General features: G+C 38.4%; 25 protein-coding genes. 10 read left to right on the forward strand and 15 right to left on the reverse strand.

The genetic code is table 11. The features are described 5' to 3' along the window. Window position 1: 1 nt before the first annotated feature. From H6G96_RS29135 to H6G96_RS29165, 7 genes are all read right to left on the reverse strand, one after another. Window positions 2-652, reverse strand: a complete 651-nt coding sequence (locus H6G96_RS29135; protein ID WP_190916159.1) for a hypothetical protein — start codon at window positions 650-652, stop codon at window positions 2-4. Beyond that, complete coding sequence (locus H6G96_RS29140) at window positions 652-1,539, reverse strand: hypothetical protein (RefSeq protein WP_190916058.1); 888 nt, start codon at window positions 1,537-1,539, stop codon at window positions 652-654. Before H6G96_RS29140 ends, H6G96_RS29135 begins: the two co-directional genes overlap by 1 nt. A gap of 43 nt (window positions 1,540-1,582) precedes the next feature. Continuing rightward, window positions 1,583-2,041, reverse strand: coding sequence for a DUF1392 domain-containing protein (locus H6G96_RS29145; RefSeq protein ID WP_190916060.1), 459 nt, complete (start codon window positions 2,039-2,041; stop codon window positions 1,583-1,585). 41 nt (window positions 2,042-2,082) lie between these two features. After that, window positions 2,083-2,283 (reverse strand): hypothetical protein, encoded by a 201-nt coding sequence (locus H6G96_RS29150; protein ID WP_190916062.1) that lies wholly within the window; start codon window positions 2,281-2,283, stop codon window positions 2,083-2,085. Beyond that, the gene (locus H6G96_RS29155; RefSeq protein ID WP_190916064.1) at window positions 2,276-2,602 is read right to left on the reverse strand and encodes a hypothetical protein; all 327 of its coding nucleotides are present in this window, start codon (window positions 2,600-2,602) and stop codon (window positions 2,276-2,278) included. Before H6G96_RS29155 ends, H6G96_RS29150 begins: the two co-directional genes overlap by 8 nt. 358 nt (window positions 2,603-2,960) lie before the next feature. Then, on the reverse strand, window positions 2,961-3,830 hold the full coding sequence (locus H6G96_RS29160) for a hypothetical protein (RefSeq protein WP_190916066.1): 870 nt from the start codon (window positions 3,828-3,830) through the stop codon (window positions 2,961-2,963). 98 nt (window positions 3,831-3,928) lie between these two features. After that, window positions 3,929-4,261, reverse strand: coding sequence for a helix-turn-helix transcriptional regulator (locus tag H6G96_RS29165; RefSeq protein ID WP_190916068.1), 333 nt, complete (start codon window positions 4,259-4,261; stop codon window positions 3,929-3,931). A gap of 618 nt (window positions 4,262-4,879) precedes the next feature. Between H6G96_RS29165 and H6G96_RS29170 the strand changes: the two genes are divergently transcribed. Continuing rightward, window positions 4,880-5,827, forward strand: coding sequence for a hypothetical protein (locus tag H6G96_RS29170; RefSeq protein ID WP_190916070.1), 948 nt, complete (start codon window positions 4,880-4,882; stop codon window positions 5,825-5,827). 240 nt (window positions 5,828-6,067) lie between these two features. On the opposite strand, the gene H6G96_RS29175 is transcribed toward H6G96_RS29170, so the two are convergent. After that, on the reverse strand, window positions 6,068-8,662 hold the full coding sequence (locus H6G96_RS29175) for a hypothetical protein (protein WP_190916072.1): 2,595 nt from the start codon (window positions 8,660-8,662) through the stop codon (window positions 6,068-6,070). Between the two features lie 245 nt (window positions 8,663-8,907). Between H6G96_RS29175 and H6G96_RS29180 the strand changes: the two genes are divergently transcribed. The 3 genes from H6G96_RS29180 to H6G96_RS29190 all read left to right on the forward strand — a co-directional run bounded on the left by H6G96_RS29180 (window position 8,908) and on the right by H6G96_RS29190 (window position 11,215). Beyond that, window positions 8,908-9,048, forward strand: a complete 141-nt coding sequence (locus tag H6G96_RS29180) for a hypothetical protein (RefSeq protein ID WP_190916162.1) — start codon at window positions 8,908-8,910, stop codon at window positions 9,046-9,048. A 5-nt stretch (window positions 9,049-9,053) separates the two neighbouring features. Further along, on the forward strand, window positions 9,054-9,521 hold the full coding sequence (locus H6G96_RS29185) for a hypothetical protein (protein WP_190916074.1): 468 nt from the start codon (window positions 9,054-9,056) through the stop codon (window positions 9,519-9,521). Between the two features lie 233 nt (window positions 9,522-9,754). Beyond that, window positions 9,755-11,215 (forward strand): hypothetical protein, encoded by a 1,461-nt coding sequence (locus H6G96_RS29190; RefSeq protein ID WP_190916076.1) that lies wholly within the window; start codon window positions 9,755-9,757, stop codon window positions 11,213-11,215. A gap of 242 nt (window positions 11,216-11,457) precedes the next feature. Here H6G96_RS29190 and H6G96_RS29195 read toward each other — a convergent pair whose 3' ends face one another. Next, window positions 11,458-13,680 carry an ATP-binding domain-containing protein gene (locus tag H6G96_RS29195; RefSeq protein WP_190916078.1) on the reverse strand — a complete coding sequence of 741 codons (2,223 nt, stop codon included), beginning with the start codon at window positions 13,678-13,680 and terminating at the stop codon, window positions 11,458-11,460. Between the two features lie 203 nt (window positions 13,681-13,883). Between H6G96_RS29195 and H6G96_RS29200 the strand changes: the two genes are divergently transcribed. Beyond that, window positions 13,884-14,615: a hypothetical protein gene (locus H6G96_RS29200; protein WP_190916080.1), complete on the forward strand. Its 732-nt coding sequence runs from the start codon at window positions 13,884-13,886 to the stop codon at window positions 14,613-14,615. Between the two features lie 194 nt (window positions 14,616-14,809). On the opposite strand, the gene H6G96_RS29205 is transcribed toward H6G96_RS29200, so the two are convergent. Beyond that, complete coding sequence (locus tag H6G96_RS29205; protein WP_190916082.1) at window positions 14,810-15,601, reverse strand: IS5 family transposase; 792 nt, start codon at window positions 15,599-15,601, stop codon at window positions 14,810-14,812. 380 nt (window positions 15,602-15,981) lie between these two features. On the opposite strand from H6G96_RS29205, the gene H6G96_RS42940 reads away from it, so the two are divergent. Continuing rightward, window positions 15,982-18,510 (forward strand): DEAD/DEAH box helicase family protein, encoded by a 2,529-nt coding sequence (locus H6G96_RS42940; protein ID WP_347242291.1) that lies wholly within the window; start codon window positions 15,982-15,984, stop codon window positions 18,508-18,510. A 299-nt stretch (window positions 18,511-18,809) separates the two neighbouring features. On the opposite strand, the gene H6G96_RS29215 is transcribed toward H6G96_RS42940, so the two are convergent. Next, window positions 18,810-19,274: a hypothetical protein gene (locus tag H6G96_RS29215; RefSeq protein WP_206757679.1), complete on the reverse strand. Its 465-nt coding sequence runs from the start codon at window positions 19,272-19,274 to the stop codon at window positions 18,810-18,812. 262 nt (window positions 19,275-19,536) lie between these two features. Between H6G96_RS29215 and H6G96_RS29220 the strand changes: the two genes are divergently transcribed. The 3 genes from H6G96_RS29220 to H6G96_RS41630 all read left to right on the forward strand — a co-directional run bounded on the left by H6G96_RS29220 (window position 19,537) and on the right by H6G96_RS41630 (window position 21,994). After that, window positions 19,537-20,679, forward strand: a complete 1,143-nt coding sequence (locus tag H6G96_RS29220; protein WP_190916086.1) for an IS4 family transposase — start codon at window positions 19,537-19,539, stop codon at window positions 20,677-20,679. Between the two features lie 168 nt (window positions 20,680-20,847). Next, window positions 20,848-21,297 carry a hypothetical protein gene (locus H6G96_RS41625; protein ID WP_242063433.1) on the forward strand — a complete coding sequence of 150 codons (450 nt, stop codon included), beginning with the start codon at window positions 20,848-20,850 and terminating at the stop codon, window positions 21,295-21,297. Next, the gene (locus H6G96_RS41630) at window positions 21,290-21,994 is read left to right on the forward strand and encodes a transposase (protein WP_347242292.1); all 705 of its coding nucleotides are present in this window, start codon (window positions 21,290-21,292) and stop codon (window positions 21,992-21,994) included. The genes H6G96_RS41625 and H6G96_RS41630 overlap by 8 nt, the downstream gene beginning before the upstream one ends. Window positions 21,995-22,130: 136 nt before the next feature. Here H6G96_RS41630 and H6G96_RS29230 read toward each other — a convergent pair whose 3' ends face one another. The 4 genes from H6G96_RS29230 to H6G96_RS29245 all read right to left on the reverse strand — a co-directional run bounded on the left by H6G96_RS29230 (window position 22,131) and on the right by H6G96_RS29245 (window position 24,146). Then, window positions 22,131-22,553: a GIY-YIG nuclease family protein gene (locus H6G96_RS29230; protein WP_190916087.1), complete on the reverse strand. Its 423-nt coding sequence runs from the start codon at window positions 22,551-22,553 to the stop codon at window positions 22,131-22,133. An 85-nt stretch (window positions 22,554-22,638) separates the two neighbouring features. Beyond that, window positions 22,639-23,439 (reverse strand): hypothetical protein, encoded by an 801-nt coding sequence (locus H6G96_RS29235; protein WP_190916089.1) that lies wholly within the window; start codon window positions 23,437-23,439, stop codon window positions 22,639-22,641. A 32-nt stretch (window positions 23,440-23,471) separates the two neighbouring features. Further along, a complete protein-coding gene (locus H6G96_RS29240; RefSeq protein WP_190916091.1) occupies window positions 23,472-23,624 on the reverse strand; it encodes a hypothetical protein in 153 nt (50 codons plus the stop codon). Window positions 23,625-23,825: 201 nt separating this feature from the next. Beyond that, on the reverse strand, window positions 23,826-24,146 hold the full coding sequence (locus H6G96_RS29245) for a hypothetical protein (RefSeq protein WP_190916093.1): 321 nt from the start codon (window positions 24,144-24,146) through the stop codon (window positions 23,826-23,828). 217 nt (window positions 24,147-24,363) lie between these two features. On the opposite strand from H6G96_RS29245, the gene H6G96_RS29250 reads away from it, so the two are divergent. Beyond that, window positions 24,364-24,612, forward strand: a complete 249-nt coding sequence (locus tag H6G96_RS29250; RefSeq protein WP_190916095.1) for a helix-turn-helix transcriptional regulator — start codon at window positions 24,364-24,366, stop codon at window positions 24,610-24,612. The last annotated feature ends 130 nt before the right edge of the window (window positions 24,613-24,742 follow it).

Consider the following 24,742-nt stretch of genomic DNA (forward strand, 5'->3'; position numbering starts at 1 on the left):
CCTAAAACTCAATTCGGTTCAAAGTTTGTAATTGTGCAGCAAGTGTGCTAATAAAATCCTGTAGTTCTTCTGTTGCTTCTTGAGGGCTGATTGTTTTTTCAGAAACGTAAAGCTTTGTATTTTCTAAATAAACTTCTACACGAGTCATATTTGTATGTGGCAAAGTCAATAGTGTTAAAGTAAATTTCTCATATTTGCAAAAGTAGTATTGACATTCTTCACTCAGAGATTGCCCTCGCTGCCATTTGATAATTTCTGTATCGTCATCGTTAGCAAGTTCAAACTCAACTTCTTCGATTGCAGTTAAAGCCATAGCCACACACGCTCTTTCTGCTGGATGTGTAGCTGATTGCATTCGATATGATTCGGGGACTACATAGCCTTGGAGCGCGTAGAATTTCTTAGCTAGTTTTTCAATCAATACATCTTTCTGGAAGTAGCCGAGTTCCATATCTTTTCCCCTCAAGGTAAAATTTACCTTTGTTGTAAAAGTCTTAATTTTTGATGATTCGGCGATCGCTCTGCTTGACCGATGACCAATGACTAATGACCGATGACCGATGACCAATGACCGATGACCGATGACCGATGACCAATGACCGATGACCGATGACCGATGACCGATGATCGATGACCGATGACCGATGACCATCAAGCAGTAACTACAGCTTTCTTGCTAGCGAAAGCCCCCGCCTGCCTTAGCGCTGCTCCAGGACTGGGATGAGCGAAGAACTCTTCTATAGCTTTGGTCAACCCAGCCGCAACAGCCGGCTCGTGACAAGCGTAGACATAGATGGGTTGTTGCACACCGTTAACCAATCGCGTTTCTTGGCGATCGCCTAACTGTGGGTAAAACGTGCGAACCCATGTCCCAAGATGTCCCCGGTAGTGAGGGCCATTGATAGGGACTTTTTTTCCAAGTTCGCTCTCTGCAAAATTCACCACGCCAAGCCAGCGTTCTTCTGAAGGGGTTAGCAATTTTCTGTTGTGTTCTGCCAAAAGATTCCCGGCATAGTCTTTAAATTGCTGTTCCATGTATGGGTTGAGTCTGCCACCAGTTAACTCAGCTAAAGTTTTCATGGCTAGGACAAGAGTATGCAATCGCTGTTCAACTGGAGGGAGGGGTGGTGTAGTGGGTTGTTCTTGTGGTTGAGTAGCGGGTTTTGTCCAGCCCATAATGTCTTGCATCCAGGCGCGAACACCAATCCGGTTAAAAGCTTTGCATACAAGTCTGGCTTGCTGTTTGCAGTACCGCCCAGCATCAAAAGCGTAATATTCAATAACGGCAGCAACACCCATATCAGGTATTCCCTCATTCCAGGTTTCCAGTGCCGCAGGGCTAAATCCTTGTCGTATAAGGCTTTGGGCTAATGCAGAAGGTTCCAGTGCCGCACTTAGTAATGCACGACGAAGCGAAGAATCTTGTACATCTGCCAGCCTTGCAGTTGCCCGAATACTGGCTTTACCTTGTCCATTAGAGTCAACAGTGATTTCTTGCTTTATCTGTTCGATGATTTGAGCTACTTCGATTTGTGACATAACTTTAGTTGGGTGATAATTTTTCGTTGTTGATTAGAGAGAATTAGACATTTACGCGTACTAAACTTTTTTCACCAACCAGCGAGAAACGATTAAACATTGTCAGTGTTTCAGTCAATGTTGGCGATACCAATTCGACAAGGTAAAACCAAAACTTATCTACAAGTACAACCCCCAGAATCAGCCGTTGTTTTGTGTCATCCCCATAAGAACATAGGATTACTTTCTGCCCCAAAACGAAAGCAGGTTTTTGCACAGTGAGGGTTTCTAACTGCCCAGTCCCAATGATTTGGTGTTCTGTAGCGTGGACAATTTCATCACCACAGATGACTGTATAAAGCCAACACTCATATTTCCATTGCACACCAGAGCAATAGCCAAATGTTCTTGTGGTTTTCAGGTAAACTCTTTCTAATAAATTGACATCAACCGTTGGAATTGTTTTGCCCCAAGGTGGGGAAATATACCAACTATTTTTCAGGGTATTAACGTAGTCAATCATGCTTTCTCCTCGTTGATTTTAATTTCAATAAGGTCAACAACCTAAAAATCCTCGGCAATTTCCAACAAAAAGCCGCGTCCCGTGTTCTGTACTTGCACCAGTTCTTTATCCAGCAGGGTTTGAATGACTGAATCGGAGAATTGGAATTGCAAACGGTGCAATGGAACACAGCCACCGCAAAGCTGAAGTAAACGCAGCAAGTGCTTGGCTCTAGCCTCAAAGTTATCTGTAGACTTAGCCATTGTTTGCACCTTGAGTTAATACAGTTAACTGTCGGTTGAGAATGCTTATCTGTTGTTGATAAAAGTCAATCTCTGCGGTAATTTGCTGGAATAATTCTTCTGGCGTGAGCGGTTGGATTTGATCCTCTTTCAAGTACGATATTTCATCAGAATTCTTGTTAGGCATCAGTACATAGCGCCAACCATCATCAAATTGTTCAGCTAACTCTGTACCAGAGGGATAGTAATAAAGTCCCAAAATGATGCCCTGTTGTGTACGCTGTTCTAAGGGAAAGCGAGGGTAGCCCCAGTGTTGGGGGATTGAGATTGTAGGTTGCATATTGATTGGTGAATGAAGGGAAAATGAGAGAAGAATTCAGGAGTCAGAATTCAGAAGTCAGAATTTCGGGAAGAGGTGGGAAGAAGAGGAGGAAGGAAAGCAGATTTTATTAACTTCTCCACCCTGCTCTTTGTTTCTTTACTGACTCCTGACCAAACAATTCGCAATTCGCAGTTCGCAATTCGCAATTGAAAATGCGAATTATGAACTAATTGATTAATTGGCTAACCTTGGAGTCAAAGCCGCCACCAACCTACGGTATGGTGGTCAACAAGATAGTGGGAGGTACAAGCCCCCACTAAATTGTCTTAATTGCGAATTGCGAATTGGAGTTGACTCCTGGATTCTGACTTCTTAATTACGCTGTGACTAACTCCGCTCTCTCCAGCAGCCGTTGCAATTTATTGCCAGTTAGCTGTTCTAACGGTTGGTCTAAAATATATTCATCAAAAATGGATTTACCATCAGTAGACACATCCACCATCGACAGCGATCGCACAGCATCATAGACCGAGTTAGAATACTGCTGTTGGTCTGAACAACCCTGGATTATCCACCAGTTACCGTCAGTGCATCCGACTTGCCCCAGTTTCACACCCTTGTTGTTGTAAATGCCATCATCGAGAATTTCAAACCCATAGTTCTGGCACTCGTTGAAGATATGCGCCATGATTTGGTTTTCGGTAGAAGAAAGCATGGGGGCAGAGGCGCAGAGGGGCAGAGGAGAAAGTTGTTGTAGGTTTTTCCCCTCTGCACCCCTGCTCCCCTGCACCTCTGCTTTCTCCTGCACAGGTAATGAGCCGTCTTTGTAGTAAGTGCAGATGAAGCGATCGCAACGCATTAGAGTGTTGGCACGAAATACTTCTTTATCGTTGACCATCACTACCCAGCGTTGCGTTAAGTGGTTGTCGTCATGGCTGATGCTGGCTACCAGTTTGTCATCAGCGTAATATTCGTGATGAGCAAAAGAGATTTCAACTATTCTGAGGGGTTCGGGAGCTACGGCTTGGGCTTGGTTAACGATGTAGTTGTCGAGTTCGGCTTGTGCTGCGGCTTGGTTGTCAATTTTCTGAAGCTGCGTGGATTGATGGGTGATGATTGCGTTTACCCAGGTTTGGGCCGCTCTTTTGTCCCCGGTGGGTGTAACGCCACGTTCGGCAGCGATTCTTTTGAGACATGGGAGATTATAGCGGGAAAGGGCTTGCTGTGTGTAGGTTGGATGGGTCATAATAAGATTTCCTGTAAAAAGGGTCAAAGGGCGATCGCTACAAGTTTTCCAGGCTGAGGCGGTTGTCCTTTGTTTTGTCTCTTATTATTTTACATATTTTATGGAAATTGGTCAACGGTTACGGACGAGATTTTTTGTAACAATGGGTAACTAAAGGTTTGTGCTACAACAGGATAAAATTGCCTAAGCTCGATCCCCAAAATTTGACAATATTTTAAGATAAGAGACAAAGAAACAGAGCGATCACCTTTACCCTTCCATTTTTCTATTTTATGAATTAACTGCTGAGAGCAAGGTTCTCCAAGTCTTGTAATTGCTTGTGCTACTTCTTCTCTAGAAAGTTTCTTGTCTTCTCTTTGCTGAAACAAAAACTCACCATATTCCTGATCCCAGTCAATCCGGGATACCAAATCCAAAGGTATTCCTTGCATTACGATTTCTCTCACTGATACTCCTATATTTACACAATGTGTGGAAATAGTGGTATACTTCTTCTATGAAGTATGTAAAACCTAAGCAGTATTAGCGTAGAGCCTAAATCGTCAAAGCGATCGCTCTAAATTCGTGTTGTCTTTTAGGAAGTAAGTTGAGAGTTCTTAGTCTGAAGAGGGTTCTAAAAATGACAGACCCACAAGTAATACTTTTCAGCAATCAATGGTGCAACAAATGCCCACACTGGGCTGCACCAAGCCATACATAAACTGCTGCGACACGGTTCAGTTAACTAAGCAAAGCAACTGTTGGCGTGTCAAAATGCTCTACTGGCAACGGTTATAGCTCCACAAGTACAGCTTGGGGTTTTCAAAGCGGCAGGTAAGCTCATGCCGCTTTCCTTGTCATGGACATTTTATATACGGAAATGTAGAGACAATGCCAAAGCCGACAAAGCAACAAGGATGATTACCGCAGATGCAAATATATATGTAAACAAGTTAAGGAAAAACCCCAACCTCAGTAAAAGGTTTGGGGAATTAATATCAATTTAATTACACCTCCATCATGGCACAACTCGATATACGTTCCAGTACTGTTCAGCTAGGGGTGGAATAATGGCTAAACCACCCTCGAACCGCAACAAAGCCACTTCTGCCGCAAAGAGTGATTCCAACCCACCCGCTAACTCTGCAAATGAGGATATCTCCCAGCAAGAAAACCCAGCCTTAGCAACAATTAACGTTACTGCCGTTGAAGTTCCAGAATTAACCGAGCAGGAAATTAGCGATCGCTTGCACCTGGAGAGAAAAGTAGAGAGGGCATTTTTTGAGGCGGGAAAGGCTTTGATGGAGTTACGCGATCGCAGACTGTACCGTTCGACCCACAAAACCTTTGAGGAATATTGCAGGGACAGGTTTAGTTATACTCACCGCCATGTAAATTATTTAATAGCTGGTTGTTTGATAGTTGACAATATAAAAATGGGAACTAATAGTTCCCAAAATGAAAGCCAGGATGAAATGGGAACTAATAGTTCCCAAATTTTGCCCACATCAGAAGTACAAGTTCGCCCTCTGGCAAAGCTAGAACCTCAACAACAGCCAGAAGCATGGCAGCAGGCGGTAGAAAAAGCAGAGGGTAAAGTCCCAAGTGGTAGAATCGTGAAGGATGTGGTGCAGCAGATAATGGAACGCACCAAAGTACCCAATACCTACCAGATCGGGGAGGTGTGCCAAATTTTAGCCAAGGACAACCCGGAACTTAGGGGCAAAGGTGGATGTTGGGGAATAGTCAACCATGTAGGTGAATTCAGCTGCACTGTCAAAACCTGGAATGGGGAGTACACCGTTGGTTTGCAGCACCTGAAATCTTACAATTACCTGCCTGCCGAGTGTGAGCAGATGCGTGTGATTTGCGATCGCGTTAATCGGGTGTATTCGAGTGGGCTGGAGGAGTCGGTGCAGAGGTTTTTGGAGTCGTTGGGGAAGCTGAATCGGGCTTATTTGACTGACTTGGAAGCGAAAGTGTTGAGCTTTCTGGAGTCTGAAGTTAAAGTGTCATAGCTAATTGCGTTGCCAACTCTTCATAAAACTGTTTATGTGAACCTGAATAATTTTCTGCGCCTAAGCGTGTTAAGTATCCCTTCTTGCCTGTGTAAGGATTAGGAATATAACTGTAAATGGAGAGAAAATAGCGAAGCTGTTATGATCCGCCACACAACGCCTGGAAACGCTACCCAAAGAGAGTTTCATCAATTTTTACCCGAACATAAGATGCGGCGACAACTATGGAAAATGAGCAGGTTATTTTGCTGATATTGAATATCCGCAGGAAGAAGAGCGACATATACGAACTTTCTCATTCTTTTTGTTAACCGTCAGTATCATCTTTCCTGCTCTGCATTGAGGGCATTTGATTCCAGTTATCTTCTTCTCGTCTGGTAGCTTAATTGAGTGATTACAGGAGCAACATTTGCGGTAACGGTTATTGTACTGGCTAAGTTCCATCCCCAGTGTGCCGCATTTCGGGCAAATATCTCCTTGAGTATAACTATCACTATTTTGCGTTCCACTTCCACAGTGAATACATAGATAATATTTATCTTCTGATGACTGGTATTTGCTCTCTCTGCTATCAATTATTTCGCCGCACCCCCAGCATTCATTTAAGTAGATATTATAATCATGGCCCTTTCCATGTTTACAAGAAAAAACTGTAACTCTAAATTTAGCTAGAAATTTTGCATATTCTATATTGTGTGGCATGATATCTCCACATACGGAGCATTTGAGCCTTGAGCGAATTTCGTTAATGCGATTAATCCACCCTGATAGTTTTGTTAAATAATCTTCAGGTCTTTTCAAATCAGACAGAGATGGCACAATACCAGCTACTTTAAAAAGTTCTAGTAAAGACCATTTCTCCCAATCTTGTGAGCATTCAGCATAAAGACGCGCTCCATACAAACCATAATTTGAATTTACCCTTGATTTACTAAGCTCAAATAAATCGCAAGGTCTTTGTCTTACGCGTGGACAACAGGCGCGAGATACCAGGGCAGTCACTTCTGTTGCTTGATTATCTGTCATCGTCCACAGTCTTCCTTCACAGTATTTAACTTTAACTTCTGTAGGTTGGCAATAAGGAAGTAAGGGATCAAGATTCAGAAGTTCAGTAGAATTTGTTGCATTTTCAATTACATACTGAATAAATAAATTATGCACTTGTTGAAAAACTTCATTTCCTCGTTCTGGATGTTCTTTAGCCCATAATATCTTTAGTACACATCTAACTAAATTATCATTCTCTGGGGTTATTTTTTGAATATCCTTAAACTCATTAAGAAATTTGGAGGTATCTTCAGTCTCTTTTACGAGGCGATAAACACATAGTACTTTTGCTTGTCTTGACATATATTGCCAAATAAATAAAGAATTGTTTGCTATAAAATTCCACACTAATTTAACTTGATCTTCTGGAAGTAAAAGATGAAACGATTTAAGGATCTCTTCTTTATATCTCACCCATTCTGGAAGTAAATAAATTAATATTATACGTTCTTCATTAGAAGTAGTATTAATCAAGTCTCCGATTTTGTTAATGATAGTTTGATTTTCTATTTGAGATTCTTTTTTAAGCTTTGATAACATAATCAATATTTTTTCTTCTGGAGGTAAAAACTCTAATATCTCATCCCATTTTTTAACACTATCTGGCAGTTTAGAAAGTAAAATTTGAAGTTTATCACTTGGACTTTTAGAAAGAACCTCTGCAATCTGGGATATAATTTCAGCATTTTGATTAACATCATTTTTTAGTTTTGCCCTAAGAATAGTAATTTGTTCAATATCAGGTAAATATTTTAAAATAAGGTTGTGAGATTTAATAAATTCCTTGTGTTTAAATATAGAAATTAGTTCTGTGATATTTTCCTCTGCTGATTCTTTAAGTATGTCTGCTATTTTAAAAATATTATCTTGATAAATTAAATCTTGTTGGTTACTAATTTGGCTTACAAGAATCCCAATACGTCTACTTTCTGACGCTATAGACCATATCTGCTGATCGAGGATAATATAATCAGGTATACCTAGCCAGAATGCGGCTAAGTTTGAATGTACTAAAAGCTCTCGCAATTCAGATAATAAGATGTCTTTAGTAGAGGCATATTCTATATTACTAATTAGTTCAACCAAGCATTGTATGTGTAATTTTATATTAAGGGAATTACGAGCTTCTGGATAATCCGCATATAAATTATATATTTTGCTGATATTTTCCTGAGATATTTCCAGATTTCCATCTTGAACATTTGAGATAATATTAAATATTTCCTCTCGCAACTCAGCATCTCTTTCTAGAGTTGAATCATTATTTGAAAGTTGCAAGCATAATTTTAGCTGCTTATTCCAGGGTAATAAATTACGAATATTTCGAGCTTTATAGTGCATTAAAATAGTCTCTGGCACATAATGTAAAAAACGCTTCTTTTGTTGAGGAAGGAAACTAGTTAACTTTTTATCTGCTAAGAAGATAACTTCCTCAATTGGATTATTGTTAAGATATACCGAAAGTGCTAAGGCAGAAAGTTTAGGATCGCTATTATTGAAGCAGCATTCAATTATATCTAAATCCTGTTCTTCGCTTAAATTAAGTAAATGTAAATTTCTTGCACTATAGCTATTGCCATATATCCTTAATTCAAATTTTACCAGTGTTCCTTCTTTTAAATCATATTCTGAACAGTAAACTTCTGTTCTATGCACCCATACATTACCTCTTTCCTGACACTCTACAAATCCATAATCATTCCTTTTACCTGTTCTATTATTGAAACCACCAAACCATTTGATTTTACCAACTTGTTTAAATGAGTTCACTACCTTAATTTCTTTCATCGCACACCCGTATTTAGCTAGTTTATAAAGATAGTATTCCCACAGCTATGCGATTTGTCACATTTGATTTAACGCTTATTTAAAGATAAATCCGGTGTCAGCCTCTGCTGTAAAGCAATGAATTATTTGACCAAAATGGCAGATTGTTTATCACCAATCCAAATCCTTGTGCATTGCCTACTTAGGTAATTTCTACACATCCATATCAAGTTTCTTTACAGCAAAGCCTACAACTATGAAGAAACTTGACTAAAGATTTAGTACAACCGATCATGGAACGCACTAAAGCACCAAATCCTTACCGTGTGGAGGAAGTATGCCAAATCATAGTCAAAGACAATCCCGAACTCAGGGGTAAGGGCAGGGCGAACGCACGGGATTTCTAAAACCCTTGCTAAATAAGGATCTTAGCGAAAAACAGGCTAAATTAAAAGACGCTGAAACCCTTGCTGTTAAAGGATTTTTATACTTGAGATGCGTTTGCCCTGGGGGTAAAGGAGGCTGCTGGTGCATCGTTAGCCATGTCAGTGAGTTCAGTTGTACAGCTACAATGTGGGATGGAGAGTACACCCTGAGAATTAACCACCTGAAGCCACTGAACTACCTGGAATCGAAATGTTGTCAGCAGATTAGCGATCGCATCAGTAGATTACGGGAAAACGAGAACTTGGAAGAGGCAGCCCGTGCTGTGCTGAAGCATCTGGGAGAACTGAAGCGACCGTATTTGACTGCGGTGGAGGAAGAGCTTTTGAGTGTGATTGAGCGAGAACATGGGATTGATAATAGATCAACAGTTCTAGTGGCTAAAAATGTTGACCTATTATATCAGCGCTTGAGGTCAACGAAGATAATGAGATAGAAGGTAAATCACTCTTTCTAGCAATAAATAGGATGAAGTCTCTTTGTCAAAGCTTCTAGTTCACCACCAGCAAGCAATAATTCAATTACTTCACGACCCTGTAAAATGAATCTTTCAACTTGCTCTTCAAATGTTATGCTACCTCGCAATACTTCAGTTGTTTAATACCCTTAACAGAGGTGTTATACGGAAACCTTCCGTATAATAAATAGTTAGACCTCATAGACCAGATCATGAATAGCCAGTTACTGTTCTCGGATTATTTTGAAATCGACGAATCCATTTTGGACGAGTACGGCGCGCTAAATATCTGTATTGAGTCCGATCTACCGCTGTTCATTGATCCTTTTCTACTCTTTGCCTCAGACAGAGCCGATTATCAAGCCTTGCATAATAAGATCGTTGGACACCTGATAAATCTTAAACAAATAGCTATAGGCAGTCCTCAATCTGGCTTAAATCTTTTCCAATTCCCGGAAGTCAAACAAAACTGGCTGGGCTTATGCAAATGGGGGAACAATGGAAAAGGTCTGGGACCGAAGTTTGCTCGAAATCTTATCACAGCATTCAATGGGTTCTATGCCAACTTTGGTAATGAAGATATTACAACTTCATCCCATATAGAGAAGCTCACACTAGTAGGTACAGGTATTGGGAGAGACTTCATAAGTGATTTCACCACTAACTTAATGCTAGAGCATCTACTTGAGTATACGCAGGAATTTGCGAGGTTGCATTTGCAGAATGGTAAGCGAAAGATATTCTCAGTTCGTTGCTCTTTTGATTCCAATCTGATGATATGGAAGCCGAAAACTTTTGAGTTACCATACTTCTTCAAAGGTGACAATGACGGAGACTTCCTAATTCTTACTCCTATGGATATTCTTACAAAAGATGATGCTTTTATATGTCATGGTGACTTTACGAATAAATTCAGGCAAATAACAAACGCACTAAATAACTCTGCTCTCAGAGATGCGATCAACCGTTATTTTCAAGAAAGACTCCCAAAGAATCCAAAAAAAGATGAGATCAAACTGGCAATTGATGCAACAGTCAAGAGGTATCCAGAAATTCTCGACTACTACATACAGTATCAAGAAGAAAACCGAGACAAGGCTGCGGCACTTTCCTCTGAAAAGGTTACAAAGCTTCGCACAGATTTAATTTCGACGCTAAACGTTTTGTGTAAGCACATTGTTGAACATAGCACCTTCTATCAGATTTTGCCAAATAGCTATCAGTCAGCCTTGCAGCGTGCTCAGTTTTTGAAGCAGGTGATAGAAGATAATGACGGTTACAGGATATTTTACAAAAATGGCAAGCCAATAGCGTCGGAAGACACTATTCAAAGAATTTTCCGTTTAACTTGGTTTGCGTCTCCGATGGATGTGAATTCGGAGGTTAATAATGGTCGTGGACCAGCAGACTACAAGATATCACGCGGTGACAGGGACTCCACTATCATCGAATTTAAGTTAGGGAGTTCCTCATCTCTCCAAAAGAATCTACTCAATCAGACCGAGATATACAAGAAGGCATCCAAATCTATCAGTGACATAAAGGTTATTCTTTGTTACACACAGCAAGAGATAACGAAGGTTGCAAGAATTCTGAAAAAGATCAATCAAGAGAATGCAGAAAATATAATTGTTATCGATGCTACAAAGAAAGAGTCTGCGTCCAAGGTGTAGACAGTGGTAAGTTAGAAGCACCAGCAGAGGCAGTTTTGAAGTGTTTGGGAGAGTTGAAGCGCCCATATTTGACCCAGTTTGAAGAAGAGCTTTTGAGTTTTATTGAACAGAAATGCCAAGTTGAGGATTAGTAGATACGAGCTTTCCTGTTCAAAATACTGCTTCTTCCAAGACATCGGATACCCAAAACAGATACATCAAACAAACCTAGCGCTGTATAAGTGGGCGCTGGCTTCTATTCTTTACCTTATATCTATTGTTTCTCCAATATCTACTTTTGGAGGATAGTATTCAAATTGGAAGCTATTACCACTTTCCATTACTTTTCTCAATTCTTCGTAGAAAGGATGATTCCCATCAACACCACTTAAATTTACCCAAGCACGAGAGCGAGTTAATGCAACGAACAGTTGGTTTCTCAGTTTAATATCACTTTCATTACTAGCAATATTGTCTAAACCAACAATGTAAACCATATTTGCTTCATTGCCTTTTGCTCTGTGAATACGAGATACTGTGACTGCACCTTCATACCAAAAGTTATTCGCATTAGTATTTGGGAAAATTGGATTCAAAATATTAGGCTCTAGTGCGCTAGGAATAAAAATATCTATCTTATTAGATATTAAGGCTTTTGCTACTTTTTGTTCTAAGCTTTGAGCATCTCGATTATCTCCTAAAACAACTATTAGAATGTCATGGCTAGGTTTTAAAAGGTCATATTCTAGGTTGGCTCTAATTTGATTAGCTAATACTTTCAATTCCTCTTCTCTATTTTTGTAAGTTTCAAATTTAATCAGTGGTGATTCTGTCCATAAAGATGGTATTGGGTTACAAGAATTCTCAGAGGAACGAGATACAACAAGAACTTGTCCAATTTTTCGGAAGTCACCTGTTACTTCATATCCTATATCTTGCCATTCTTTTTTAGTGGTCAGCCCTGTTAACATCCCTTCTTTTCTTAGCAAACCCATTCCAATTCCATGAGCCATTGTAAGAATAGGGCCGGGAGTCCGATGGCAACGAGACATTACTTCACTCTTTTTTATCCCACCCGGATACTGCCCTTTTAGCATGGAAGCTCCTAGTTCTTGGCCAAATAATTCTTTAGCTGTCGGAACTTTAAGGGCATCTAGACTTTGAGCCATGTCATAAGTCCAGATTAAACGCCTTTGTTCTTGTTTTTCAGGAGTTACAGGTCTTAATGTCTGCCATGCTAACCAGAAGATGGGTTGCTTACCTTCAAATTTTATTTCATCGCTATCTACAACTAAATCCATCCCTTCGTCAATCAAAATGGCATCGAACATAGGCTGAATTTTGTGATTGAGAAGGATCTGTTTACATAGATAAGCTAATTTTTCTGGTGGGCTTAGTTTAGGGAAAGTTGGATGTGGGCCATCTAGGACTGTACCTATATTATGAGTTTCTTTAACTAAAGAGTAAAAGCCAGGCTGTTTGGAACCTTGGTCATCATTATCTACATTGTTAACTCCCCAAGCATGAAGTATTTTTAGCTTTGAGTTTGAATTAGTCGGGTCATACTGAACTTCGCCATCGCTAAATTGATGTAGCCAAAAGTTAACTTCTTTGATAATTAAGTTGTAAAGGCTGCGTGTAAAGAATATTAAGGCTATATCCCAATCAGGATGTTTGAGATGCATATTTGCAGCTTTTTGACAGAGCAGGACTGTTTTTCCTGAACCTGCGATGCCTGAGAACCTTTGAACACCAGGAGGAATTGTTTTCCCTATATGTTCTTGCTTGATATCTATTTCATACAAATATTTATTTAATTTTTCAATACAATTTTGTTTTAGTGAACTCTCTGGCGATACCAGAGATTCGTCGTCTGGTACTGCTTTACCACTAATAACCAATTCTAATTTTATCCATTGGGTTTTATTCAATTTATTTCCTGGAATAACTAAAGAGCTATTACGAATTATTTTAAGTAAATCCTTTGGAGCTAGTTCATCTCCAAAGATGATAGGAACTTTAGCTGCAATCTGAGTAAAACTTTTCTCTTGCCACTGTTTTCTTGTAATATAAGGAAGAGCAACCATTGCTCTTCCTAAAACTTGATTCCATAGGTCATCGATTAAATTGAAATGACCCGTTACTGCCCTTAACTGTTTTTCAGCTTGTTTATAAGGTTGAATACTGGGAGAATAAAATCCTGGCTTCATTAACCAATAATCTCCTTGAATTCCTTTTAAATCTTCAATTCTAATCCCTTTAACTTCAATAACTATTAAACCTAATTCTTTATCGGCTATCAAAATATCAGGTCTTTTCAGAAAATTATTATACTTTGAAGGGAACAACGGATACTGCCAATAGGCTAAACACTCTTCTTGCTCTGCTTTCTGTTTAAAAGCTTTACACATAGCATCCCAAACTATTTGTTCAGCTTTTTCTCCAGGTTCTCCTGTTAACTCTATAGTGATAAATCTGTCTGACATATTAAGTATCCTTAGCGTTATAGTCTTAGTAATCCCAAATTTAAAAAAAAATTATAATTTACAGCAGTTTTCATCTATTTAAGTAGATCCGCTTCAGCAACAATCACCTTTACTACTATTGAAGTTCCAGAATTAATTGAGCAGGAATAGCGTGATAAACCTGACGGCATGGCTACGCTTACCGCCTACATTTAGAGCGCCGTGTGGAAAGAGCGTTTTTTGAGGCAGGTAAGGCACTGGGAGAATTGCGCGATCGCCGGCTGTACCGTTCCACGCATAAAACCTTCGAGCAATATTGCAAAGATAGGTTTGGTTACACGCGGATAACGGCTAGTTATAAAATTGCCGCAGCGACAGTCATGGAAAATTTGTTAACCAATGGTTTACAAAATGGGGAAATGTCCACGGATGTTTTACAAATTTTTCCGGCAAATGAACGTCAAGTAAGACCTTTAGTGTCGTTGGAACCAGAAGTACAACGAGAGGCATGGCAGATGTCAGTTCAAGAAGCTGGGGAGAAAGTGCCAACTGGTAGAATTGTGAAAGATGTGGTGGAGCGAATAATGGAGCGCACCAAAGCGCCAAATCCTTACCGTGTTGGGGAAGTCTGCCAGATTATTGCCAAGGATAATCCTGATTTACGAGGAAAAGGCGGAAATTGGTACATTGTTAACCATGTAGGCGAGGTCATTTGTGCAATCAAGATGTGGGATGGAGATTACACTGTGAGGATTGACCACTTGAAGCCGCTCAATTACTTGAAATCGGAATGTCAGCAGATGCAGCTAATCAGTGAGTGTATCAGTAGGCTAGGGGAAAACGAGAACTTGGAAGAAGCTGCCCATGCTGTGCTGAAGCACTTGGGGGAACTGAAGCGACCGTATTTGACTGCGTTTGAGGAAGAGCTTTTGGGTTTTATAGAGGAAAAATCTTAATGCAGGGATGAGTAACGCTCATACAGGGCTGTACGAACCAATTAACCAGATGGGACACGGCTCAATGAACGAAGTCAGAACAACTGCTGGTATGACAGATTGCTGGAAAAAGTTAATGTGCTGATGCTGTAGTTTCACAAAATTAGGAGTTAAACATCTTAGAGGGTGTTTGAAAAGTTTTGAAGGGTCAAATTTTATGCCAATCGCCTTACCATAATCCGGATCATCGCAAGGTAAATAAACGTCTCTGAGGTTTCTGGTAGTAACTCATAGTCTCTGACTAATCGCCGACAACCCATTAGCCAACCGAATGTGCGTTCTACTACCCAACGCTTAGGTAGCAAAACAAAGCCTTTGTGCTCTTTGGGACGCAATACCACTTGGACAACCCAACGATAGAAATCCATCACCCACTGCATAAAGGGCATCCCATCAAAGCCACTATCTACCCATATAGTAGTTAGACGGGAAATCTTTTGGTTCATCTGTTTAACTTTCTTGAGCACTTGTTTGCCCCCTTCTCGTTCTGGGACATTAGCACCCGTCACCAAGACCCGCAAAACTAACCCCAAAGTATCGACTGTCATAAATCGCTTGCGCCCTTTAATTTTCTTGCCCGCATCGTAGCCCACGGCTTCATGTACCATTGCAGTAGTTTTTACACTTTGACTATCAATGATTGCCTCCGATGGACTTTGATGACGTTCCTGCTCAATCCGTGTCCACTGGCGCAGACTATCATGAATTTTCAACCAAGTTCCATCTTTGCGCCAATTACGAAAATAGGTATATACAGTCTGCCAAATGGGAAAGTCACCTGGTAGCGATCGCCATCTAACTCCTTCTACCAGGACATAGAAGATTCCATTGAGGACTTCCCACATATCAACTTCACGCTTGCGACCACCGGGTTTTGCTTCTGGAATCATGTCACTGAGAAATTCATATTGAACACGGGTCAGATTGCTGGGGTATGCTTTACTCATGTTGCTCTCTCAGTGCTGTCTACTATCTATTCACAGCGTATACTGAGAGAGCTTTTTTACAACCTAGCCGACTTTTCAAACAGCCTCTTAGTTTTGTCACTTTGGGAGAATGCAATTAGCTGGAACGGTTATGGAGTTTGAGTTTCCACTTTTATCTATCAATTTTAGTTTCTGTCAGAAAATAAAATCTCAAATATTGATGAAATCAAAGTTTTAGAGCTTGGCTTCGAGTGCAGCCTTTGACTTCTGTTAGCATACGCAGAATTGTGGGAATCATAAGTTTTAAGTACAAATTGTATTTATCCACCAAAATTTATCGTTCCCAAAAAAAAGACAGTATTTATGGAGTATACAGAATATGAATCGCTCAATCTTGATCAATTAAGAAAAAAGATACTAACCTTTCCTCTAAACCTCCCTTTCAGCACCAAGTTGAGGCGTTTAAAAAACTTAGCAGTACATTTGAACTAAACAGTAAAGAACCAAAGAGTGGACTGCTAGTACTTCCTACAGGCGCAGGCAAAACATTTACAGCTGTTAAGTGGTCGTGTGACCATGTAATCCCTAAAAATATCAAAATGCTTTGGTTAGCTCCTTCGTTTTATCTAGTGGATCAAGCATTCTCTACTTTTTGTGAAAATGCCAAAGATATTTCCCATTCTAAAAAAAGATTAAACATTAGGCGCGTTTCCAGCAATCCTTCTCATGCCAACGCATCATCTATACAGCTAACGGATGATATTGTCATTATGACAATACAAACAGCTATCAGTAATTTACATCCTAATGCTATAGACAGCTATGGTCATAAATCTGAAACAGCTTTCAATAATTTTATTAATAGTTGTAAAGAAACAGGACTTTTTGTAATAGTTGACGAAGCTCACCATTCACCTGCCTATGGTTGCAGAAACTTACTAATTGGTGAAAAAGAATCTGCTTTAGGACTTCGAGGACTAGTCCCAAATTTAAATATACTTGGGCTAACAGCTACACCAACTTATACGAATGAGGCTAAAAGAGGTTGGTTATGGGAAATATTTAAAGATGGGGATAAAGGAGTTATTTACCAAACTGATAAAGAAAAGTTAATAGCACAAAATATTTTAGCTAGACCTAACTATATTCAAGTATCAACTGGTACAGAGCTAGAGGTTGATGATAGTTTATATGACCGATTAGTTAAGCAACATAAAGACCTTCCAGAATCAATTATTGAAAAGCTTGCAACTGATAAAGAAAGAAACAATTTTATAGTACATACTTATGTATCAAATAAAGAGACCTATGGTAAAACTATTATCTTTGCTGACCGTTGGTTTCAATGCGTTTATATAAAAGAAAAACTTCTAGAAAATGGCATTAGAGTAGAAGCAATTTATTCGCATATAGATGCCAATCCCGGCTCTGCCGAAGCAAGAAATAAACTTACTCAAAGTGATAATCAAAGGATTTTAGATAAATTTAAGATTGGAGAACTTGATGTTTTAATCAATGTACGAATGCTAACAGAAGGAGTTGATGTTCCCAATGTTAAAACTGTATTTATTACTCGCCAAACAACAAGCTCTATTTTGATGACTCAAATGATTGGTAGAGCATTGCGTGGGAAAAAAGCAGGAGGGAGCAGTGAGGCAAATATTGTTTTATTCTTCGATGACTGGAAAGGTTTAATTGATTGGGCTAACCCAGAAGATGGGGATACTAAACCTGATAATGTAAAGCCTAATACAAGAGAACATTATCCACTCGAATATATATCAATTCGTCTAATCCAAGAATTATCAAAGTCAATTGAAAGTACTGGAGAGCATCTAATAGAATACAAGAAAATATTGCCTATTGGATGGTATAAAACTGAAATTGTATATGCTGACTCTGATAATAATAATGACTCAATGGAAACATTTACCGAATTTGTCATGGTCTATGAACATACGAAATCAAACTTTGAGGCTTTTATTAATTCAGTTCTTAGTTTAGACTTACTAGATGAATGGTCTAAAGAGCATCTTAATGATGAATGGATACAGCCTAAAGTTCAAAAATGGATAAATAATTATTTTGACCATGAAGCTGATGACATTGGCAAAAGGCTCCATTCAGATATAACTAAGATTGTTCGTCATATCGCTCAAGATAACCTACATTCTAAACCTCCGTACTACTCTTTTGAGGAAAGAGAAATATATGACTTAGATAAAATTGCTCACAAATTAATTAATTATACACCGACAGAACTACACAATTATGTTAACCAAGAATTTTCAAAACCTAAAACGCTGTGGGAAACTTTCTATAAAACGCGAAATCGCCTTGTAACGGCCATTCAATTAGCTATCAATAAAATAATTATTGATGGAGATAGTAGTGTACAATCTCCTACTGCACCTCAATCTCCACCTCAAACTCGCAGAAAGAATCGGGAACTTCTGGAAGGAGAAAAAGAACAAGTAAAAAGGCGAGACTGTTATGCTTGCCTATGTTGTGGAGCCAATACCAAAGGTAAATTACAAATCGATCATATTAAACCGTTTTCTATGGGTGGGGAAACATCTGTAGAAAACTCGCAAACTCTGTGTGTTATTTGCAATAAATGTAAGGGTAATAATGAAATTGATTTCCGGTGTAAGACAACAAAATTGAGTACTCCCAAAAATCTGGACTTATCATTTAGAACAGAAAGCCAAAATGCTCTAAGGACTCTAACCAGAGTAGTCAATTTATTTTACCATTGTAAAGCAGTTTACAAAGTAGAATGGGATAGATCAACTTTTGGATATAATATATATTTATACCCCAACAATAATTGTATATGGTTACTTCAACATAAAGTGGAACTTCTCAAGTATGTTCAAGATAAGCTTGGTCGTCAGGCGTATCACATTAAAGTTACTACAAAGGAATAAATGTAGCGAAATGAGTGATTTCTAATCTTGGTCAAGCAATTCTAACTAATCTCATCATCAAAGCAAAACTGCCAACTCAACTCAAATAATTTTTGCATTCCTGATTAAAGCCACCAGAAGTTCTGTTGTAAACTTCATATAAAATACAATTTTTGGTGTGAGCAACTATGATATTCCAAGGCTTATAAAATAGTGAGCGCAACTAGCTGGAGCGCTGTGTGGAAAGAGCATTTTGTAAGGCAGGTAAAGCTTTGCTCGAATTACGGAACCGCCGATTATACCGCTCTACTCATACAAAATTAAAAGAGCAACTTAGGAATAGGATCTTCATCAATAGTACAAATACCTGGATGCTGTTCTTGTATGTAGGGCTTCTTATCCAGTAATACTTTTAGCTGTTCACTGGTAAGACAGAGAAGCTCTACACCACCGATAACTTTCAACTGTGAACCACATTCCAAAGGAAATAATTGCCAGCCAATTTCTGAGTTTCGCGCTAATTCCAATCTTTCAGTAAATGACATAGCTTTCACGTCTTGCCTCATTGCTTCATAGTCATTTAATGGGATTGAAGTCGAAACTCCAAAACGCTTCTCTTCCATGACTCTGTACATACTAGGATTGTGCATAATGCGTTCTTCAAACCAAGGAATCAGCCTTGTTTCGATACCATTGCACCTAGTTAACCAACGAGCGCCATTTCTAAGTCGGTCGTACTCAATCCATCTAAATAAACTATTGGACTTTCTATTTACAGCTTGCAAACTCTTCCGAACTAATGTTGTTGAAAGCCGAGTTTCTGTATAGTTAGCCAGATAACCTATAACAGTAAACCAAAAAGTTTTTCTTCAAGGGGCGACAGTCGCCTCTAAACCCTGCCAGCTAAAGGTTTGGGAGGCACAGACCCCTTGAAAAATTTGGTTGCTTATTGAGAATGAACTGTATGGGAGTAGTAGACCCATCTGTGGAGAGCTATTTTGTGGTAAAAAAGAACGGTCTCGTAATTTTACCAAGACCATCGTAACAATGCTGGCACGATTTTACCAAAACTTTTTAGAAAAATACCTGAATAAAGCACAGTTAATCACCCTAAAGATGTTGGTGTGGTTACTACAAAATCAAAAACAAGTGAAAATAGAAAGACTGGCAGCAACACTACCATTACCAATACAACAAAACAGTCGTAGACGGCATTTACAAAGGTTTTTAATGCTAAATGCCTTGAGTGTAGTATTGTTGTGGTTTCCGATTATTGAAGCCCTAATTAACCAACATTTTAAACTAGGGTCACAATTAACCATTGCGATGGATAGAACACAATGGAAAGAAAATAATGTATTGATGGTAAGTGTGATTTACCAAAAAAGAGCGTGGCCAATATATTGGTGTTTGTTAGAGAAAGATGGTAGTAGTAATCTCACTGAACAGCAAAAAGTATTACGTCCAGTAATCCGTTTATTAAAAAAGTACAAATTAGTAATTATTGGGGATAGAGAATTTCACAGCGTAGAACTAGCGCAATGGCTCCACAAGCAGAATATAGGTTTTGTATTTCGTCAGAAAAAGGATACTACTTTCCGCCAAAAAGGGCAAAAATTTCAGCCTTTAAGTAGCATTGAGATTTATCCAGGCATCCGCCAGTTTTATTCCAATGTTAAATTTACTCAAAAACGGGGTTTTGGTAAGTTTAACTTAGGAGTCTACTGGAAAAGAAAGTACAGGAGTAAACAAGAAAAATCAGCTTGGTATTTATTAACTAATTTACCTGATTTAAACACTGCTCTCAAAATATATTCTCAACGTTTTGGCATTGAAGCTATGTTTAAAGATTGTAAAACTGGCGGCTACAATTTGGAAAGCTCTCAAGCTAGTCCTGATAGACTTGTACGAATAATATTCTTAATCGCTTTGGCTATGACCAGTGCTTGGTTACATGGGCAAAGAACTAAATTTCAAAAACTTGATTCTTATATTTGCCGCCAAGAAGAAAAAAATAGAAATGAGAAGCGTCACAGTAATTTCTGGATAGGTTTATATGGTCAAAATTGGATAGAAGCTTTGCATTCATGCCAAGCATGGGTTGAGGAACTAGTCGGTTCCATTCGCAATAAGCAGGCATATTATCAGCGAGGTTTAAGGGCTATGAAGCTTATACAGCAAGCACTTTAACTTGCTTGTCGCCCCTTGAAAAGTTTTTCCCAAAGAGCGATCACTAATTTAGTTTGCGTATTTTAAGGTGCTATATAATACCAAACTCATCAATAATGCTTATAGCATTATGAAAGATTTCTAAAAATGAAATGATGAGAGTAGTGTGTAGCATATTGGCTGAAAAAATTGAGCGTTTCATCAGAAGAACTGGCAATAACCGCCTCAGAAACCCTTGATGAGGTTATTGAGTGTTTAGTAGAAAATTTTTCCATTGAAACTCAGGGGGGATGTGACCAGCAAACTTTATTTGAAATTCTAATTAAGGCAGCTAGTAGTGGAGATAGTATTGAAAATACAGCCAAATTGTTAAAGAACGTTCCCACCGCTAATGATATTAGATATCATCTCAATAAAATCAACAACTTTGAGGAATTAGAGGCGCAACTAAATCAAGCACTGAAAAGTCGAATTCCTTTAGGATTGAAAAAAAGCTCTTTAAAAATAGCGATTGATTTAAATTTAATTTGTTATTATGGTAAGCCAACTTTACTAGGAATCAGCATACATATATCGAAGTCAAGCCAAAGCTGGTACTCATTCATTTTACGCCTATGCAACTTTATATGTAATTACTAAGAATAAGCGTGTAACCCTTGCAATAAGGGGTGTTCGTCAATCAGATACTAGTGTTGCTTTGATTACTTATTTATTAGCAGAACTTGACTCTCTTAAAATAAATGTGAAAAAACTTTATTTAGATAGAGGTTTTTTTAATACTCCTGTAATCCGATGGTTGCAGGCATTAGATATTCCTTTTCTTATGCCTGCTATCAAGACGGGGAAGAAAGGAGGAATAAAGCAATTCTTAAAGGGTAAAAAAAGTTATAAAATTCCTTATACAATAACCAGAGATAAAGATGATTCAGTTACATTTGATTTATGGATTATTTGTAAGTATAGCAAGGGAAAGCGTAATCAGCGTGGAATTCAATATTTTGTTTATGTCGCTCACAAGGTAAGAACAAATTTAAATTATATTTATCAAGATTATCGAAAAAGATTTGGGATTGAAACTAGTTATCGTCTGAAAAATATTTGTCGAATTAGAACAAATAATAAAAATCCAGTTTTGAGATTACTATTTGTGGGTATATCTTTTCTTTTAGTTAATATTTGGGTAAATCTACTTTGGCTCAGAATCAGTCGTAAAAGGAAAGGTAGCCGATTAATTTATCGCATACTTTTTGCGCTAAAACAGATGTTAGCCTTTTTATCTCAAGCTATTGAGCGGAAATATCAAGTCGTTGAAAGCATCTATATTCCATCAGGTTAATATTGACCATTTTCAGCTAGCTAATTATAAGTAATCATAATCTATACCATGTCTGCTAGTCAGAACATTCTGTATTTCTAAGTATCATAAGCTACATTGTGTCTAGCGATTGCTCTTCTCTCAAAAACTTTTTGGTTTACTGTATAACTATTGTTTTGAGCGGAAGTTTTTCACTAGCAGGACATACTCCGAAAACCAGCACTCGTTCATTTAATTTTTTGAGCGATAGTGTTAGCATTTGAAAGCTAGGTAACAACTTTTTTTGAGGTACTTTACTTTGATTTAAAGTTGGGCAATAGTACTGTATGTACTGGCGTTCTAGTTCATTAAGCTGAACTGGTAAGCAATTTAACCAAAATAGCTTGACTTCACACCGACGATTAATTGCTTCTAATTGTGGTAGACGATGATGATTTAGCCAACGGCTTCTAAGATTTACTGCTTGACCAATGTAGAGAACTTGATCGCGAGCTACAGCGAAATAGATTGCAGAGACTTCTGTTAATTTTTGTTTATCTACTAACCTTAAATAAGGTAAGTTGTTAAATTTTTCTAACACTTATTGTATTATGAAAAAATTGATGTTTTGGCTAGTTTATTAATTAAAGAATTTGTTTTTAAAATTATATTTATCCTTGTACAATTTAATTGCTCTTATTTTTTAACTCCTCGATCTGAGTACATATTGGTTCTCCACAAAACATCTGTCTTGCCCAATGCTCACAATTATAACTAAGCTTGTTCCAAACTCTTCTCTCCTCCTTTCTTGAATCTTTTATACGTCCTTCAACTTGGCTAAAAGGAATAGAATCAGACAAATGCTCTTTGACTATCCACTCTGGAGAATAGGATACTTCATGTACATAACCAAAACCTTTCTCCACAAGGCTATTTTGAGCTTTTACTGTTGCTCCTGTAAAAAAATGGGCAACTCTAAAACCCTGCTGGCTAGGTGTAATTAATCCATAATGTTGGTAGATCCTTTCCTTTTCATCTTTACAATCAATAGCTACAAGATCACCAATTTTAATAGGTTCACCATCAATATCAGTGATATCTGGAATTTTATCGAGAAGAGAATAGTAATTTGATAAAGAAATTAATTGAGACTCAGTAGCTTTAAATAAAGATTCTGTCCACTTCGGATTACTATCAGGAATGATTTCTATAACTTTGTCAAAAAGTTCCTTAGCTTTTTTTATATGCTTGACAAGCGTTTGTAAAGAGTGAGAATGCTGCTCTATATTAACTTTCCAAAATTTGGTATCAATCTCTATTTCTAGACAATCTACGGCACGGGTACAAATCTCTAATATTTCTCTATCCCTAGTAGATTTAGCAATTTGGCTCAACTCATGGGAAATAGTTCCATTATGAAGATGATTTTGGATTTCTGAAAATAAGTGTATGGCTTTGCCTGGATGTAACTTTGATTTATTTCTCATAAGTTTAAGGCTAAAATTTATGACTGTATTTGTTATTTGCTCGATTTTCGCTTTTCTTTTTGCTCTTTTTCGATTTCTTCAATAAGAGATGCCGAGATAGGAGGAGCTATTTCAAGCAATGCACTAGAAACTATACTTGCAACTTTTAAGGCAGAGTTTATACTTTCTGGATTTGAGGCAGACATACGACTTTACCAACCACGATAGCTATTTAATATACTGGTTTTTAAGTATTGTTTGGTATAAATTACATAAAGGATATATCTAGTTATCTAAAGATATCGTCAAGAAGATGATTGATGCTTATTACTCGCAACTACACTGCTTAAAGTCAAGAGAATAGCTTGAAAGTACATTCAGTTCATTAGCTATTGAAATCATAAACTCTACAAACAAATGCAACCAATGGGCGACACCAAACTCCACCGATCCTCAGCAGCTACTGGCATCCAATGTCTTTGGGTTGCAGTTTCAATGGAGAGATCAACACAACGGGACAGTGAAGAAGTTGTACGGGGGATGTGGCAAAACTTTCCGCTTCTGATGTCCCATGCTATGCCAGTTGTTAAATGAGTGTTGTAGAAACACTCTACATAATTGATACAGCACGCTTGTTTTTGTGAAAGCAACTGGCTAGGAATGAAACCAAAGTACATAGAACCTGAACCAGCGGCAGCACGGCTTAGTGATTGAAATGAGCAGTCCATTGCAAAGCTTTTCTAAAGCCCCAGTCTGTGGGTTAACCAAGAATAGTACTAGTTAAGTAGTACAATATACTATAGCTGATTAAGCATAATTACGCCACCAGCACGAGCTTAAAGAAAAGATTCGGTATATTCTCGAACTTACAATATAGGTTTACCACTACTACGATGTAATGAAATATATATCACTCATCACATAAAGTAGTAGGAATTGAGCTAAATGACCATCAAAAAACCTTTGATAATCAACCAACCAGAAGTTGGCAAGCTCATCCGAGAACTCCGTATATGTACTGGTTTAACACAAGAGCAATTCGCCGCAACATTGGGTGTAACTTATCCGACTGCAAATCGGTGGGAAAACGGACACGCCAAGCCGTCGCCTATGGCAATGAGGCAAATTGAGTCAATACTGCAAGAGATGGGTGAGCAGGGGCAGAAACTGTTGACCAAACATTTACCAGATTAATTCTGGAAAGCAGGTTTGTTTAGAGGAGCAATACTTGCTCAAATTTGGTGTGGGCACTTGCGATGAAAAGCAATGCCTACTGCGGGCTGCGCCTATGCAGATTTGATGTGGCAATGAGAAATTGATGGGG

The sequence above is a fragment of the Nostoc sp. FACHB-892 genome, from assembly GCF_014698795.1.
Taxonomy (GTDB): domain Bacteria; phylum Cyanobacteriota; class Cyanobacteriia; order Cyanobacteriales; family Nostocaceae; genus Nostoc.

Coding starts and splice junctions, on each gene's coding strand:
- H6G96_RS29135 (WP_190916159.1), bottom strand. CDS start 652: ATGGTCATCGGTCATCGGTCATCGATCATCGGTCATCGGTCATCGGTC.
- H6G96_RS29140 (WP_190916058.1), bottom strand. CDS start 1,539: ATGTCACAAATCGAAGTAGCTCAAATCATCGAACAGATAAAGCAAGAA.
- H6G96_RS29145 (WP_190916060.1), bottom strand. CDS start 2,041: ATGATTGACTACGTTAATACCCTGAAAAATAGTTGGTATATTTCCCCA.
- H6G96_RS29150 (WP_190916062.1), bottom strand. CDS start 2,283: ATGGCTAAGTCTACAGATAACTTTGAGGCTAGAGCCAAGCACTTGCTG.
- H6G96_RS29155 (WP_190916064.1), bottom strand. CDS start 2,602: ATGCAACCTACAATCTCAATCCCCCAACACTGGGGCTACCCTCGCTTT.
- H6G96_RS29160 (WP_190916066.1), bottom strand. CDS start 3,830: ATGACCCATCCAACCTACACACAGCAAGCCCTTTCCCGCTATAATCTC.
- H6G96_RS29165 (WP_190916068.1), bottom strand. CDS start 4,261: ATGCAAGGAATACCTTTGGATTTGGTATCCCGGATTGACTGGGATCAG.
- H6G96_RS29170 (WP_190916070.1), top strand. CDS start 4,880: ATGGCTAAACCACCCTCGAACCGCAACAAAGCCACTTCTGCCGCAAAG.
- H6G96_RS29175 (WP_190916072.1), bottom strand. CDS start 8,662: ATGAAAGAAATTAAGGTAGTGAACTCATTTAAACAAGTTGGTAAAATC.
- H6G96_RS29190 (WP_190916076.1), top strand. CDS start 9,755: ATGAATAGCCAGTTACTGTTCTCGGATTATTTTGAAATCGACGAATCC.
- H6G96_RS29195 (WP_190916078.1), bottom strand. CDS start 13,680: ATGTCAGACAGATTTATCACTATAGAGTTAACAGGAGAACCTGGAGAA.
- H6G96_RS29205 (WP_190916082.1), bottom strand. CDS start 15,601: ATGAGTAAAGCATACCCCAGCAATCTGACCCGTGTTCAATATGAATTT.
- H6G96_RS29220 (WP_190916086.1), top strand. CDS start 19,537: ATGCTGGCACGATTTTACCAAAACTTTTTAGAAAAATACCTGAATAAA.
- H6G96_RS29235 (WP_190916089.1), bottom strand. CDS start 23,439: ATGAGAAATAAATCAAAGTTACATCCAGGCAAAGCCATACACTTATTT.
- H6G96_RS29240 (WP_190916091.1), bottom strand. CDS start 23,624: ATGTCTGCCTCAAATCCAGAAAGTATAAACTCTGCCTTAAAAGTTGCA.
- H6G96_RS29245 (WP_190916093.1), bottom strand. CDS start 24,146: ATGGACTGCTCATTTCAATCACTAAGCCGTGCTGCCGCTGGTTCAGGT.
- H6G96_RS29250 (WP_190916095.1), top strand. CDS start 24,364: ATGACCATCAAAAAACCTTTGATAATCAACCAACCAGAAGTTGGCAAG.